This is a genomic window from Fusicatenibacter faecihominis (assembly GCF_020686945.1).
Taxonomy (GTDB): domain Bacteria; phylum Bacillota; class Clostridia; order Lachnospirales; family Lachnospiraceae; genus Limivivens; species Limivivens faecihominis.
In genome coordinates, this window is the sequence record NZ_JAJEPR010000023.1 from 15,054 (window position 1) to 31,013 (window position 15,960).

At 49.5% G+C, this 15,960-nt stretch carries 10 protein-coding genes; all 10 read left to right on the top strand.

What is annotated here, in order from left to right:
• The first annotated feature begins 10 nt into the window (after window positions 1-10).
• The 10 genes from grpE (at window position 11) to LKD71_RS12530 (ending at window position 15,940) form a co-directional block, all read left to right on the top strand.
• Complete coding sequence (gene grpE, locus LKD71_RS12485; protein WP_178046901.1) at window positions 11-604, top strand: nucleotide exchange factor GrpE; 594 nt, start codon at window positions 11-13, stop codon at window positions 602-604.
• Between the two features lie 85 nt (window positions 605-689).
• Complete coding sequence (dnaK, locus tag LKD71_RS12490; RefSeq protein WP_178046900.1) at window positions 690-2,558, top strand: molecular chaperone DnaK; 1,869 nt, start codon at window positions 690-692, stop codon at window positions 2,556-2,558.
• A 136-nt stretch (window positions 2,559-2,694) separates the two neighbouring features.
• Window positions 2,695-3,915 (top strand): molecular chaperone DnaJ, encoded by a 1,221-nt coding sequence (gene dnaJ, locus LKD71_RS12495; RefSeq protein ID WP_227615667.1) that lies wholly within the window; start codon window positions 2,695-2,697, stop codon window positions 3,913-3,915.
• A 101-nt stretch (window positions 3,916-4,016) separates the two neighbouring features.
• Complete coding sequence (locus LKD71_RS12500; RefSeq protein WP_227615668.1) at window positions 4,017-5,777, top strand: sensor histidine kinase; 1,761 nt, start codon at window positions 4,017-4,019, stop codon at window positions 5,775-5,777.
• Window positions 5,752-7,356, top strand: a complete 1,605-nt coding sequence (locus LKD71_RS18240; protein WP_117765369.1) for a response regulator — start codon at window positions 5,752-5,754, stop codon at window positions 7,354-7,356. The genes LKD71_RS12500 and LKD71_RS18240 overlap by 26 nt, the downstream gene beginning before the upstream one ends.
• Before the next feature lie 95 nt (window positions 7,357-7,451).
• The gene (locus LKD71_RS12510; protein ID WP_178046961.1) at window positions 7,452-9,122 is read left to right on the top strand and encodes an extracellular solute-binding protein; all 1,671 of its coding nucleotides are present in this window, start codon (window positions 7,452-7,454) and stop codon (window positions 9,120-9,122) included.
• Window positions 9,123-9,222: 100 nt separating this feature from the next.
• The gene (locus LKD71_RS12515) at window positions 9,223-10,161 is read left to right on the top strand and encodes an ABC transporter permease (protein WP_117765364.1); all 939 of its coding nucleotides are present in this window, start codon (window positions 9,223-9,225) and stop codon (window positions 10,159-10,161) included.
• 14 nt (window positions 10,162-10,175) lie between these two features.
• A complete protein-coding gene (locus tag LKD71_RS12520) occupies window positions 10,176-11,069 on the top strand; it encodes a carbohydrate ABC transporter permease (RefSeq protein ID WP_178046960.1) in 894 nt (297 codons plus the stop codon).
• A 3-nt stretch (window positions 11,070-11,072) separates the two neighbouring features.
• Window positions 11,073-13,688 (top strand): family 78 glycoside hydrolase catalytic domain, encoded by a 2,616-nt coding sequence (locus LKD71_RS12525; RefSeq protein WP_227615669.1) that lies wholly within the window; start codon window positions 11,073-11,075, stop codon window positions 13,686-13,688.
• 86 nt (window positions 13,689-13,774) lie between these two features.
• Window positions 13,775-15,940 (top strand): beta-galactosidase, encoded by a 2,166-nt coding sequence (locus tag LKD71_RS12530; protein ID WP_227615670.1) that lies wholly within the window; start codon window positions 13,775-13,777, stop codon window positions 15,938-15,940.
• The last annotated feature ends 20 nt before the right edge of the window (window positions 15,941-15,960 follow it).

Sequence of the window (15,960 nt, forward strand, 5' to 3'; positions counted from 1 at the left end):
AAAGAAAACAATGGATTCCGAAGAAGTAAAAGCTTCTGAGGAAGAAAAGACAACCAGAGAGGAGACCGCAGAAGAGACTGAGAAGCAGGCAGAACATGCGGAGGGAACAGAGACCGAAGAGGAAAATGTTTCAGAGAAAAAAGGCTTCTTTGGAAAGAAAAAGAAAGACAAAAAAGATACTCAGATTGAAGATCTTACCGATAAACTGAGACGCCAGATGGCTGAGTTTGATAACTTCCGCAAACGGACCGAGAAAGAAAAATCTGGAATGTTTGAGATGGGTGCAAAAAGCGTGGTTGAGAAACTGCTTCCGGTGGTTGACAACTTCGAGCGCGGTCTTGCATCTGTTCCCGAAGATCAGAAGGAAGACCCCTTCGTGGCCGGTGTGGATAAGGTTTACAAACAGTTGCTCACCGTATTCGATGAGCTGGGAGTAAAACCCATCGAGGCTGTCGGCCAGCCCTTTGATCCGAATTTCCATAATGCAGTGATGCATGTGGAGGATGACGAACAGGGCGAAAATGTAGTAATAGAGGAATTTCAGAAAGGCTACATGTATCACGATTCCGTGGTACGCCACAGTATGGTAAAGGTAGCCAACTGATGGATGTCTGATTCATCCAGGTTCATCCGCGAAAAGCGGATTTCAGATATAGACAATAAGCAAATAAGTACAGGAGGAATTGATCATGAGCAAGATTATTGGTATTGACTTAGGTACAACAAATAGCTGCGTAGCAGTCATGGAAGGTGGAAAACCGGTAGTTGTTACAAATACAGAAGGTTCCAGAACCACACCGTCTGTAGTAGCATTTACAAAAACAGGCGAAAGACTGGTAGGTGAGCCTGCAAAACGTCAGGCTGTTACCAACTCTGACAGAACTATCTCTTCCATTAAAAGACATATGGGAAGCGATTTCAGAGTAGAGATCGAAGGAAAGAAATACTCTCCGCAGGAGATCTCCGCAATGATCCTTCAGAAACTGAAAGCGGACGCTGAGAACTATCTCGGTGAGAAAGTAACCGAGGCAGTTATCACCGTTCCGGCATACTTCAACGACGCACAGCGTCAGGCAACCAAGGATGCAGGTAAGATCGCAGGCCTGGATGTAAAACGTATCATCAACGAGCCGACCGCAGCTGCACTGGCATACGGCCTGGACAACGAGAATGAGCAGAAGATCATGGTATACGACCTGGGCGGCGGTACCTTTGATGTATCTATCATCGAGATCGGTGACGGCGTTATCGAAGTTCTGGCAACCGCTGGTAACAACCACCTGGGCGGCGATGACTTCGACCAGAAAATTACCGACTACATGATTTCCGAGTTCAAGAGAACTGAGGGTGTAGACCTTTCCAACGATAAGATGGCTCTCCAGAGACTGAGAGAGGCAGCTGAGAAAGCAAAGAAAGAGCTTTCCAGTGCAACCACCACAAACATCAACCTGCCCTTCATCACAGCAACCGCTGAGGGACCGAAGCACTTCGACATGAACCTGACCCGTGCAAAATTCGACGAGCTGACTCATGACCTGGTAGAGGCTACTGCAGGCCCGGTAAACACCGCACTGAAAGATGCAGGCCTGAATGCCAGCGACCTTTCCAAAGTCCTTCTGGTAGGTGGTTCTACCCGTATCCCGGCTGTACAGGATAAGGTAAAAGCCCTGACCGGACATGAGCCGAACAAGAGCCTGAACCCGGATGAGTGCGTAGCCATCGGTGCTTCCATTCAGGGTGGTAAACTGGCAGGAGATGCCGGTGCAGGTGATATCCTTCTTCTGGATGTTACTCCGCTGTCTCTGTCTATCGAGACCATGGGCGGTATCGCAACCCGTCTGATCGAGAGAAATACCACAATCCCGACCAAGAAGAGCCAGATCTTCTCTACCGCAGCTGATAACCAGACCGCTGTAGATATCCATGTAGTACAGGGTGAGCGTCAGTTTGCAAGAGATAACAAGACCCTCGGACAGTTCCGTCTGGATGGTATCCCGCCTGCAAGAAGAGGTGTTCCGCAGATCGAGGTTACTTTCGATATCGATGCCAACGGTATTGTAAACGTATCCGCTAAGGACCTGGGAACAGGCAAAGAACAGCACATCACCATCACCTCCGGTTCTAACATGAGCGATTCCGAGATCGACAAGGCTGTCAAAGAAGCAGCTGAGTACGAGGCTCAGGATAAGAAGCGGAAAGAGGCAATCGATACCAGAAACGAAGCGGATTCCATGGTATTCCAGACCGAGAAGGCAATGGAAGAGGTTGGTGACAAACTGGATTCCAACGATAAGACTGCTGTTGAGGCTGATCTGAACGCTCTGAAGAGTCTCATCGCCAGCACCAATCCGGAAGATATGACTGATTCTCAGGTTGCAGAGATTAAAGCTGCAAAAGAGAAACTGATGGAGAGCGCTCAGAAGCTGTTTGCAAAAGTTTACGAGCAGGCACAGGGAGCTCAGCAGGCTGGCCAGGCTGGCCCGGGACCGGATATGAACGCCGGAGCAGGCACAGATAATTCCGATGATGTAGTTGACGGAGACTACAAAGAGGTATAAAATCATACAGGATGTAACACAGATCGGGGGAGGGTGAGAGCCGTCCCCCCGTTTGTGGTTTTATAAATAAGCAAGAAGAAGAGCCTGATGTGCCGAATCTGCTGTTTTTTCGCGGCACATGGAATGGAGGAGAAAAATGGCAGAGAGCAAACGCGATTATTATGAAGTCCTTGGCGTTGATAAGAACGCAGATGAGGCTACCATAAAAAAAGCATACCGGCAGCTGGCAAAGAAATACCATCCGGACATGAACCCGGGTGACAAGGAAGCTGAGAAAAAGTTTAAAGAGGCTTCCGAAGCATATGCGATCTTGAGCGATGCCGAAAAGAGAAGACAGTATGATCAGTTTGGTCATGCAGCATTTGAGCAGGGCGGCGGCGGAGCCGGCGGCTTTGGCGGCTTTGATTTCAATGGCGGTGATATGGGAGATATCTTTGGAGATATTTTCGGAGATCTTTTCGGAGGCGGTGGACGCAGCCGCAGGGCAGCAAACAACGGTCCGATGAAAGGAGCCAATTTACGCGCCAGCGTGACGATCACCTTTGAGGAAGCTGTTTTCGGCTGTGAGAAACAGCTGGAGCTGAATCTGAAGGATGAATGTACCACCTGTCATGGAACAGGAGCCAAGCCCGGAACGACGCCGGAAACCTGTCCGAAATGTGGCGGCAAAGGCCAGGTGGTCTATACGCAGCAGTCTCTTTTCGGGATGGTTCGAAATGTACAGACCTGTCCGGACTGCGGCGGTACCGGTAAGATCGTGAAAGAGAAGTGTCCGAACTGTCGTGGTGCGGGGTATACCAGCAGCCGCAAGAAGATCGCAGTAACGATCCCGGCCGGTATCGATGACGGTCAGAGCATCCGGATCCGTGAAAAAGGAGAGCCGGGCGTGAACGGAGGTCCCAGAGGAGATCTTCTGGTGGAAGTGAACGTACAGCGCCACCCGATCTTCCAGCGTCAGGATATGAATATCTTCTCTACAGCACCCATTTCCTTTGCGCAGGCAGCGCTGGGCGGTGATGTGCGGATCAAGACGGTAGACGGCGATGTGCTGTACACGGTAAAACCGGGTACACAGACCGATACCAAGGTGCGTTTGAGAGGAAAAGGCGTGCCTTCTCTCAGAAACAAAACGATCCGCGGCGACCACTATGTCACTCTGGTCGTTCAGGTGCCCACGAAACTGAATGAAGATGCAAAAGAAGCACTTCGCAGATTTGATCTGGAGACCGGCAATTCCCTGAATCAGAGTACAGAATCCTCTGCTCCGGCAAAGGAGAAAGAAAAAACAAAGAAAAAAGGCATTTTCAAAGAAGGTTTTGAGAAACTGAAAGAAACCTTTGAAGACAGAGATGAATAAACAGAACTCTCTCCCGCAGGAAAGGATCCGGCGGGAGGGAGTTTTTTTCACTTGTATGAGGAAAGGGGGCGTGTTACAATTCTGGAAAAGGGGGAGTATGAATGAAAGAACGATTTGGAATCCATTCTATTTTTGTGAAACAGCTGATCTGTTTTGCACTGGGAAATGCGATTATCGTGCTGGTTATGACCGCTATTTTTCTGAATGCGTTTCAGCTTGCCAGAGAAGAGGTTTATGACAGAATGAACGCACAGTCCGAGTATTACCTGGAGACTCTGGATGCTCAGCTGGAAAATATTTATAATCTGGAAATCAATTTCTTTTATGACAGGCGGCTTGTTTTTCTGATGGAGGAGAGGAGCAGCCTTTCTGACTATGAGCGGAGAGACGCCCTTCTGTCTCTCGAAGAACGTCTGCAGGCGATCCAGGGCTGCAGCAATCTGATCCAAAATATCTATCTTTTTATTCCCAATACCAATTATATGATAACGCCGTCCTCGGCCGGCCGTATGCAGAACGAGGAGGACTGGGCGCTTCTGGATGATTATATGCAGGACAATGTCTCAGGGCTTCATATCAATGAGAACGGCATGTATTTTCTGGAAGCGGACCGGCATAGCATCAGCACGCAGAATTACCCTTCCCATATTGTGAGCATCATCCTTTCCAGGGAAGAGATTCAGAAGACGATGCAGACGATGATCAAGGATGAGACCAGCGGCGCTTTCTTTTACCGGGATGCTTCCGTGATCCTGGATACGGGAACCAGTGCGGAATACCTGGGAAGCAATATCCTTTCGCTTCTGAAAAAAGACGAAACCGGGATTTATGAGGAAACTCAGCGGGTAAAAATCGGTTCGGAATCTTATCTTGTCATCACGAAGGAATCTCCGTCACTTGGAACCTTTGTTCAGTATTCCAAGGAAGCACCGATCATGTATAAGATCAATCGGATGAAAACGTTTATCCTTGCAGCCTGGCTGATCATACTGGCGATCACGGTGATCTTTATTCTTTACACGCAGCGTCTCATCCATACGCCCATGCAGCATCTTCTCAGGGCGTTCAACCGGGTGAAAAAAGGAAATTTCCAGGAGCATATTGAGGAAAAGAATAACAGTGAATTTGCCTATCTTTATGAAGGTTTTAATGAGATGGAAGACCGGATACAGGATCTGATCCAGGAAGTCTATGAACAGAAGGAACTGAAGCAGAGGGCGGAATTAAAGCAGCTGCAGGAACAGATCAACCCGCATTTCCTTTATAACAGCCTGTTTTCCATCCGGAGCAAGATTTACCGGGAAGAATACGAAAGCGCTGAGGAGCTCACAGAGCTTCTGGGCAGGTATTTCCGGTATCTTACGAGAAATGCCCAGGATTATGTAGAACTTTCGCAGGAAGTGGATCACGCTTACTGTTATGCCAGGATCCAGGCATCCCGTTTTGCTGCCAGAATGGAGATCCGACTGGCAGAGCTGCCGGAAGATATGCAGAAACTCAAAGTTCCAAGGCTGATCATACAGCCTTTGCTGGAAAATGCTTTGGAGTACGGTCTTGGGGACAAGGAAGAAAACGGACTTCTGACGGTTTCCTATGAAGAGAAGGATGGACGTTTTTACATTCATCTCGAGGACAATGGCAGTGTGACAGAAGAAGTTCTGGAAAAAATGAGGGAGAGCCTGCAGAAGGGAGCCAATGAAAAGGGAGAGGTCACAGGAATGATCAACATTCACCGGCGGCTTCAGCTCTATTACGGCGGAATGGCCGGTCTGGAGATAAAGAGAAGTGTTTTTGGCGGGACCTGTGTGACTATTTGTCTGGAAGGAGAAGGAAAAGATGTACCGTTTGCTGATCGTGGATGATGAGATCGATAATGTCTACTGGCTGGAGGAGATGTTCCAGTATGATCTGAAAGAGGAACTGGAGGTTCATACGGCTGTTTCCGGGAAAGAGGCGCTGGAGCTTCTGAACAGGATCCGTTTTGATGTGGTGCTGACAGACATCAAGATGCCGGGCATGACAGGAATGGAACTTTACGACCGGATCCGGGAAAACTGGCCGGCCTGCAAGGTGATCTTTCTCACTGCTTATCCACAGTTTGAGGATATTTACCGGGTAAGCCAGGATAAGGATGTAAAATACATCCTGAAAAGTGAAGAAGAGAAGGTTATCAAAGCCACGGTGGAGGAGGCTTTCGAAGAGATCCGCCAGATGACACGCCGGAAAGAAGAGCTCCGTCAGGACCAGTGGATGAAGTACTGCGTGGAAAGGGAGAATTTCCGGGAACTGCTGGAAAGCCTGAGAAAGAAAGGAGAGCTTCCAAAGAAATGGGAGAAAGAGGGAAACTTTTCTCTGGATCTTACGAAGCCTATGCTCTGCACCCTGATCCGGCCGGAGCGGAGGGACCAGGCAGACTTGACGCAGGAAGAAATGCTGGAAAATCTCTTTTCCGCTTTTGATCAGTATGTACCTGCCACTGTGCGGAAGCTGTTTTTTGGGATGGAGCAGGATTTCCTTATGCTCATGACGCAGCTGAAGCAGGAAGAAACGGAAACAAACCGGCTCTTTACCGTGATCCAGGGTGCACTGGAATATGCACAGGAAACACTGGAAAATACGGCGGATATGAGTTTTTCGGCCATTATGTCCTCAGAACCTGTGACAATTTCCGCCTTCAATGCAAAGCTTTTGGAACTTCGCCAGCTCATGTCTGTAAATATGACTGGTGAGGGAAGTCTTATCGCTCATGCAGAAATCCTGAAGACAGAGATGGAGACAACAAAGCTGCCGGAAAAAGGCAAACAGATGGAATTGTTGAAACTCTATCTGAAAAATGGCCAAAGAGAGAACTACTATCTGATCCTGGGCGAGATCGTCAGCCGCCTGAACCAGTTTGAGAGCATGCACGATATGAATGCCCTGGAGCTCTATTATTCGGTCTCCGTTCTTATGATGCAGTACATCAACGAGCAGGGGATCAGTGAAAAACTGGCCTTCCGCATAGGTCTTTACAAGCTTATGAATTTTAATGAGTACGGCTCCTGGGCGGAGGCGGGAAGTTATCTCTATGACCTCTCCGATGTCATTTTTGAGGAAGGCGAAGGGACGGATGAGAGTCTTTCCGACCGTTCTCTTGAAAAACTGACTGCTTACATAGAGGAAAATCTGGCAGGAGATCTGACACTGACCCAGCTGGCGGCGGTGAGCGGTTTTAACTCCAGCTATCTTTCGCGGATCTTCAAACAGAAATATGGCATCGGATTATCGGAATTTATCCTGAGAAAACGAATGGAACTGTCCAGACAGCTTCTCTTGTGTACCGGGGAAAAAGTCCAGACCATCGCGAAAAAAGCAGGTTATCAGTCTTCACATTCCTTTTCGCGGACGTTCCGTGCCTGCATGGGAATGTCACCGAATGAGTACCGGGAGCAGAAGAAGTAATGAAATGAACCAAAAGTAAAATCATGCACATGGAAACTGGAGAAACCTGCCTGTATAATAAAAGTATCAAAAACAAACACAAGGAGGTTTACGGTATGAAAAAGAAAATGATGATGGCACTGATGGCATCCATGGTTTTAAGCACCGTACTCGGAGCGGCAGGAACGGCAAAGGCAGATGAGGACCTGTACGGGTTTGAGGAACCGGTAACGATCAAGATCGGGTATTCCTGGGGGAAGGATTTTTCCTGGAAAGCAGGACAGGATTCCAGCAATAATGACTGGGTGAACCTGTATAAATCCCATAACATCATCCCGGATGTCATTTATGAAGTGGACAGTTCTCAGGCACAGACCAAGCTTTCCACAGCAATCATGTCCGGCGATTATCCGGATATCATCAGCATGGATGCTACGGATTATGTGAATTATGCGCAGACAGGTGTGATCGCAGATATCACGGAGCTTTATGAAAAGTATGCTTCTGATGAACTGAAAGAATATGTAGGTGTGGACGGCGGACAGAGCATGAATGCCCTCACGCTGGATGGAAAAATCTACGGTCTTCCCATGATGGGTAACGGTTATGATGAGGTTCCGGTCATGTTTATCCGTCAGGACTGGCTGGATAACCTGGGATTAAAGATGCCGACAACGATCGAGGAGCTGAAAGAAGTGGCAAGAGCCTTTACGGAGGATGATCCGGACGGAAACGGACAGAACGATACATACGGTCTGGCTGTGGACGGCGTGGAAGTCCTGACAAAATCCATCGGAACGCTGGAAGGTTTCTTCGAATGCTTCGGTCTCTATCCCGGCTCTGATGCCATGACTTTCATGGATGACGGAAACGGCAAGGTTGTATGGGGTGGAGAAAATGCCGAGAAAGCCAAGGAAGCCCTGACGACTCTTCAGGAGATGTACCAGAACGGCTCCATCACCAGAGATTTTATCACGATGGACAGCAACTCTATCTTTGAAGAAGCAGGTGCAGGACGCTGTGGTATCTGGTTTGCACCTATGTGGGGCGGCATGGTTCCCATGTCCAGTGCAATGAAGAGCACTCCTGAAGCACACATTACGGCAGCTCCCATTCCGGATGGAACAGGAACCGGCGATAACAAGAGTTATTTTGCACCGAGCTTTACCCAGGTTTACTGTGTAAGCTCCAAGTGTGAGAATCCGGAAGTGCTGATCAAACTGATGAACCTCAGTGTGAAAAAACTCTGCCATCCGGAAAACGAAGAGGATTTCAATACTTATTATGGAGACAATGAGCATACCGGTTATAAGTCAGGTCTGATGTGGACGCTGGCTCCGCTGAAAAACTACGATAATTTCCAGAAAGAATCCGCAGCTCTTCAGACCGGTGATACCAGTGAACTGAATATGGAACAGATGAGTGACTATACCAACATGAAAGCTTTCGTGGATGCCAAGGAAGCAGGAACCCTGGATGCAGAAGACGCAGCCCAGAACTCAGGTGCAGCTCTTTATACCGTATTCGGTGATCCGAACGGCGGTTATGCAGCTCTTGATCAGCTGATAAAAGAGGATGGTTTCATTTCTCCGGCTTATCAGGGAATCCCGACAGAGAAAATGGCAGAGGTTTCCCCGACGCTGAAAAAACTCACCATTGAGACCATTGTGAAGATCATTACCGGCGAGTCCGTGGACAGCTATGACGGCCTGGTTTCCAACTGGCATGCACTGGGCGGCGATGATGCCCTGGCAGAAGCGCAGGAATGGGCAGACAGTAACAAGTAAGCTTTGCCATGAATGAAAAAAGAGGCTGTTATACTGAAAGAAAAGGTGTAACAGCCCTTTTTTTCTCAAAAACCGGTCGAAGAGACAGAAAGGGGTTCCTATGAAACAGAAAAAGAAACAGACACGGCAGGGAAGTGACAACAGGGCGTTCCATCTGATGCTCCTTGTTCCGGTCATTCTCCTGTTCATCTATAACATCCTGCCGATCCCGGCAGGAATCCTCATGGCCTTCCAGAATTTTCATCCGATGAAGGGTTTTTTACATTCCAGTTTTGTCGGACTGGCCAATTTTAAGAAGCTCATGCTTCTGCCTGACACCTGGCCTGCGGTACGAAATACTCTGATCATTGCCATCGGAAAGATCATCGGAAATCTTGTGGTGCCGATCAGTTTTGCTCTTCTCCTAAATGAGATCCGGGTACGCTGGTTTAAGCGGGCGGCGCAGACCATTACTTACCTGCCTTACTTTTTATCCTGGGTGGTTTTAGGAGGAATCCTGATCAAATTCCTTTCTCCGGGCAGCTCCTCCACCACACCGGGCCTTCTGAATACGCTTCTGGTGAATTTACATATCATCAAAGAGCCCATCTATTTTCTGGGCAGCAACAGCACGTTCCGGGGAACAATGATCATCAGCGATATCTGGAAAAATTTCGGTTATAACACGATCATTTATCTGGCGGCACTTACCGGCATCGATCCGACCCTTTACGAGGCGGCCATGGTGGACGGAGCCGGCAAGATCAAGCAGACGATCCATGTGACCATGCCGGGCATTGCACCCTTTATCGCACTTATGACGATCATGTCTATCGGCAGCGTTCTGAATGCGGGCTTTGACCAGATCTTTAACCTGTACAGTCCGGCTGTTTACGCAACCGGTGATATCATCGATACGCTGGTATACCGTCTGGGACTGATCAATCAGCAGTATTCCCTGTCGGCAGCCGTTGGTCTTTTAAAATCCGTAGTGTCCTGTATCCTTGTGCTTACCGGCTACAAGCTGGCGGACAAATATGCCGGATACAAAGTGTGGTAGGAGGTGAAACACATATGAATCGGAAAAAAACATCGATGGGAAGAAAAGTCTTTCTGGCAGTGGATGTGATCGTGATCCTGCTTTTATGCCTGATCTGTATGGTGCCGCTTTTGAATCTGCTGGCCTATTCCTTCAGTGCCTCTCAGCCCATCATTGAAAATAAAGTTTTTCTCTGGCCGAAGGAGTTCACACTGAAAGCTTATCAGTATGTGCTGGAGAGTAAAGAATTCTGGAGTTCTGTTTCTGTGAGTGTTAAAAGGGTTTTACTGGGTGTTCCGCTGAATACGCTGCTGACGATCCTGGTGGCCTATCCGTTATCCAAAGATGAAAGACAGTTCAAAGCCCGGAAATATTATGTGGCTTATATGCTCACGGTCATGCTTTTTAACGGTGGTCTGATGCCCACCTATTACATTGTCTCCAAGACAAAGCTGATCGATACCGTGTGGGCGCTGATCATCCCGGGAGCAGTTCCTATTTTCAACTGCATCGTTCTTATGAACTTTTTCCGCGGGATCCCGTCAGAACTGGAGGAATCGGCAAAGCTGGACGGAGCCAGCCAGTGGCAGATTTTATGGCGGATCTTTATTCCCATATCCAAGCCGTCTCTGGCAACGATCATTTTGTTCAGCCTGATCAATCACTGGAATTCCTGGTTTGACGGCCTGATCTATTCCAACCATACCACCAATTATCCGCTTCAGTCTTATCTTCAGACTCTGGTCACTTCCACAACGGAGATCCTGGCGCAGGGAGATGTAAAGGCGATCGCAAAGTTAGTGGATATCAACGATACGAATATGAAGGCAGCACAGATCTTTATTTCAGTCATCCCGCTGATGCTGATCTATCCCTTCCTTCAGAAATATTTTACGACAGGGCTTACGATGGGAAGCGTGAAAGGATAAAAAATGAGACCGATCGATATCAAAATTCAAAACACAGCAGTCCGGGAAGGAATCGTAGAAGCTCTGGTGATCTGTTGGAAATTTTCTGAAAGAGATGCAGGAAAACGGCAGGCCGCCTGCCGGATCCTTTTAAAAAGGCCGGATGGCGGGTGCCTGTACGACACGGGGACACTGGAGACCGGAAAGCAGAACGGACACCGGCTGGAGCTTTCTTTTCAAACACATATCCGCTTCTTTGCAGAAGTAGAGATTACGGATACAGAGGGAAAAACGGAAAGCGGACGCTCAGAGATTTATGTAAGCGGCATTGCCCCGGAAAAGACTCCGGAGAAGAACTGGATCGGAAACGGGACGGGAGACCCGTTCTATGCCCTTCGTTTTCTTGAACCGGGAAAGAAACTGAAAAACGCATACTGCTCCGCAGCAGCGACAGGCCAGTATGAGCTTCGGATCAACGGAAAACTGCCGGATGACAGTGTGCTTAACGGTTCCTGGACGGATTTTCACAAACGGATCCATTACCGGACGTTCGAGGTCACCGCTCTTTTAAAGGAAGGACGGAACTGTCTTTCCATGGAGGCTGGAAATGGCTGGTACTATGGAAAATGCAAGGACGGGCGGTATTTTTACACCATGGATAAAGGCTATGAGGCCTTTGGAGACAAGCTGGGAGTAAATGTTTTTCTGACACTGGAGTATGAGGACGGCACCCGGGAAGAGGTAGTGACGGATGAAAGCTGGAGGATCCTGGAAAGTCCGGTGACTTATACGAATATTTATGGTTCGGAGGACTTTGACAGCAGAAAAGAGAACACTTACTGGCTGTTTTCACCGGAAGAGGAAGAAAAGCTGGCGAAGGCTGCATTTCTGGAAGACGGTCCGAAGCTTGGGACGCTGGAGCCTATGCTTTATGCTCCGGTCAAAGTTATCCGGGCTTATGAAGGAAAACTGGCAGCAGAGGAGGCGGATGGAAGCCGGATCTATGATCTTGGCCAGAATATGGCTTTCCTTTTTGAGCTTCGGGTGAAGGGAACCTGCGGCCAGAAACTTCGTCTCCAGTGTGCGGAAAACTGGAAAGCGGGAGAGTCCTTCCATCCCATGACAAATTCCTGGTGCGAGGAGACACTTTCCGGAGAGACAGAGTGTTTTGCACCAAAGTTTACCTATCTCGCGGGCCGCTATGTAAAGGTGGAATTTTTGCAGGAAGCAGGGGAGGAAAAGCCGGAGGTTTTGTATCTGCGGGGCTGTCAGATCAGCAGTTCTGTGGAGCGGACCGGAGAGTTTTACTGCTCGGATGTCCGTTATGCCGAGATTCAGAACCTGATAGAAAATTCAATCCGGAATAATCTTCAGCATGTCCATACGGACTGCCCCACGGCAGAACGGCTGGGATGGCAGGAACCGAACCACCTCATGGCACCTTCCATCATGTATACTTATGATGTGGAACCGTTCTGGGAAAAGATTGAGTGGGACCAGTGTGACAGCCAGTACCCGAAAGGGGAAAAGGATGTGGATCACGGTGCGTTTCCCCATACTTACGAGGCAGGACTTCTGCCGTCGATCGCTCCCCGCTACGCCCGTTTCCTGGTGGATGGCGGAGACGGAAGCTTCTGGGATATCATTCCCTGGGGCAGCAGCCTGGTCATGGGGTTAAAGGAGAGGGAGCGCTTCTACGGAGAGAAAAAGGATGCCGGGGACTTTTATGAATTTATCCGGAAATATACCGATTACCAGTATGAGAAATATCTCAGCTATGCCTCTGTTTATGGAAAGAAAGAAGGCGTCTGCTTTTTAAGACAGGGCCTGGGTGACTGGGGAACCTGGAGAAAAGAGGACAATTCCAGGGAAAATATTGAGACGGCCTACTTTTACCGGAATCTTCTCCTGACAGCGGAACTGGCAGGTCGCACTGGCAGGAAAACAGACCAGAAAAAGTACGAAATACTGGCGGAAGACTGTAAGGAGCAGTATAATAATTTGTTATTAAAGAAACATCCGGTAACCGGAGAATGGTACTACCAGTCCTGGGAAAGCGATGATGACGGGATCATTCAGGGAAATCAGGCAGTACCTTTACAGTTTGGTCTGGTACCTGAGGATAAGAAAGCTTCGGTGGAAAAGAGCTTTCTGGAGTCGGTGAAGGAACACCGTTTTCTGGCCGGTGAGATTGCCCTGCCCTATATTTTCCGGACCCTGGGAGAACTGGGGGAGATGGATATTGTCCATGATATGATCCTTCAGAAGGAGCATCCCAGCTATTACCGTTTTGTGGAAAAGGGCGAGACCTGTCTTCCGGAGTTCTGGAGTGACGAGGCCAGAAGCAGGGATCATGATATGATGGGAAGTATACTGGAGTGGTTTTACCGTTATGTGGCGGGAATCTCCTCGGAAGACGGCTACTCTTCCATACGGATCGAACCCAGGCTTCCAAAAGCACTTGACTGGGCAGAGTGCCGTTATCAGAGCCTTACGGGGCTTGTGGAGGTCAGCGTCCGCAGGAAAGAGGGCGGACGGCTGGAAGTGAGCTGCCGGATCCCAGCGAACACCGTGGGAACGCTGGAAGTCAACGGAAAAGCTGTGGTCCTCACGGGAGGAATCACCTACCGGGTTTCCTGAAAAAAGAAAGAGGCGCAGGGGAGCGGATATTGCCTGAAAAGAGGAGCCGGCTGTGAAATACTGAGAAACTGACAGGGGGATAAGAGATGAACAATACATTCAAACCATATGTGACGCCGGTGGTCCTGCAAAATCATCTGCATCTCGGCGGGAAAAATGCCAAAGGAGACAGCCTTGCCGTCAACAGTCTTTACTTGGAGCGGCAGGGACGGCCCTGGATCGGGATCATGGGAGAGTTTCATTATTTCCGCTATGCCAGGGAGGACTGGAAAACGGAGCTCTTAAAGATGAAGGCCGGAGGCATTGAACTGGTGGCGACCTATGTGCCCTGGCTCTGCCACGAGGAAGAGGAAGGCGTTTTCGACTTTGAGGGACAGAATGATCTGCGTGCCTTTGTAACGCTTATCGGGGAACTGGGGATGGAGGCTGCGGTGCGGATCGGACCCTGGGTCCACGGAGAACTGCGGAACGGCGGTTTCCCGGACTGGCTTTTGAAAAAGCCTTTTCCTCTTCGGAATGGAAATCCGGGGTTTATGCAGGAAGTGGAAAGCTGGTACCGGATCGTGGCAAAACAGCTGGATGGCCTCTACTTTAAGGACAGCGGTCCCATTCTGGCGATCCAGCTGGAAAATGAGATGCCCGATGACGCGGAATATCTGAAAAAGCTGAAAGAGCTGGCGATAAAATGTGGGATGGAAGTGCCGCTTTATACGGTGACGGGCTGGAACAGCACCGGCGGGGCAAAAATTCCCGTGGATGAGGTGCTGCCGCTGTTTGGTGGTTACTGCGGCGCTCCCTGGGAGCAGAGTACGGAGGAACTTCCGCCATCCACTCACTACTTTTTCACCGGAATCCGGAATGATTCCTCTATCGGAAAAGATCTGCAGCAGATGAAAGCGGCAGACGGCTGGCAGCTGCCCTATGAGCGTTATCCTTTCGCTGACTGTGAGCTTGGCGGAGGTTTGCAGAATACCTGGCACCGAAGGTATCAGGTGCAGGGCATGGATATCTATGCGATGGCTCTCTGTGGTTTGGGGGAGGGTGTCAACCTTCTGGGATATTATATGTACCATGGCGGTACGAACCGGATGGGAAAATTATCCTCCTTTCAGGAATCGAGGGCTACGGGCTATCCCAACGACTGCCCGGTGCTGTCCTATGATTTCCAGGCGCCGCTTTCTGAATACGGGGAAGTGCGGGAACAGTACCGGCTCCTGAATCTTCTGCATCTTTTTCTGAAGGATTATGGGGAATGCTTTGCGAAGATGACCTATGTGCCGGCCGGCGTTTCGCCGGGGCTGATGGACACGGAGAAGCTCCGCAGTGCTCTGCGTACGGATGGAACGGGCGGTTTTGTTTTTGTGAACCACTATCAGCGTAGGACAAGGCTGAAGGATGTGGAACAGGCGGTGTTTGAGGTGGAGAGCCGGAATGAGAACGGCACCTGTGAGACGATCCGTTTTCCTGCACTGGATATCTGTGGGGAGGTGAGCTTTTTCCTGCCTTATAAAATGGATCTGGCAGGAGCAGAGCTTACCTGGGCCACAGCCCAGCCTCTTTGCCGGGAAGGAAACACCTTCTTTTTCCTGGAGATTCCCGGAATGGAACCGGTGTACTGTTTGGATGGCAAAGAATTTTCGGTGAAGACCGGGCGGGAGGCATTCCGGATTCTGGAAAAGAAAATTTCCATTGTGACCTTAAACCTGTCGGATGCCCGCTTTTTGCGGCGGCTGGATGGGAAACTCTATCTGGGTGAAGGCTGTGACCTTTATTTGGAGGACGGGACACTCCGTTCTGTGGAAGCGGGAGAACAGAAGGCATTTGTCTGGGAAAACGGGGCATTTCAGTCCTGTTCGGTGCAGGCGGAAGAAACGGGCTGTGAGGAAGCTCCGCGTCTGACTGCCGAAACAGGGGATGTTAGCTGTCGATCCAATGATTCCGTCTGCATGCTGACAAAGCTTTCTGATTCTCCTTTCACGCTTACCGGCCCCGGCTTGGAGGAAGTGCTCCTTTCCGCGCCCGGTCCGCTGGACTGGTACCGGCTGACGGTCCCGGATCCTTATGGCTTTGTTTCTTTGGAGCTTCCCTGCGACATCATGCAGCTTTACACCGATGGCACGCTTACTGCGGATGATTTTTATCACGGTGTTCCCTGGCGGCTGCCGAAGAAGCTCCTTTTCGGGAAGGAATGTTACGTTGTCACCACAACAACAGAACAGAATATATATCGGGAACGTCCGCTTTACCGATGATCAGATCCGTTTTTCCGGAG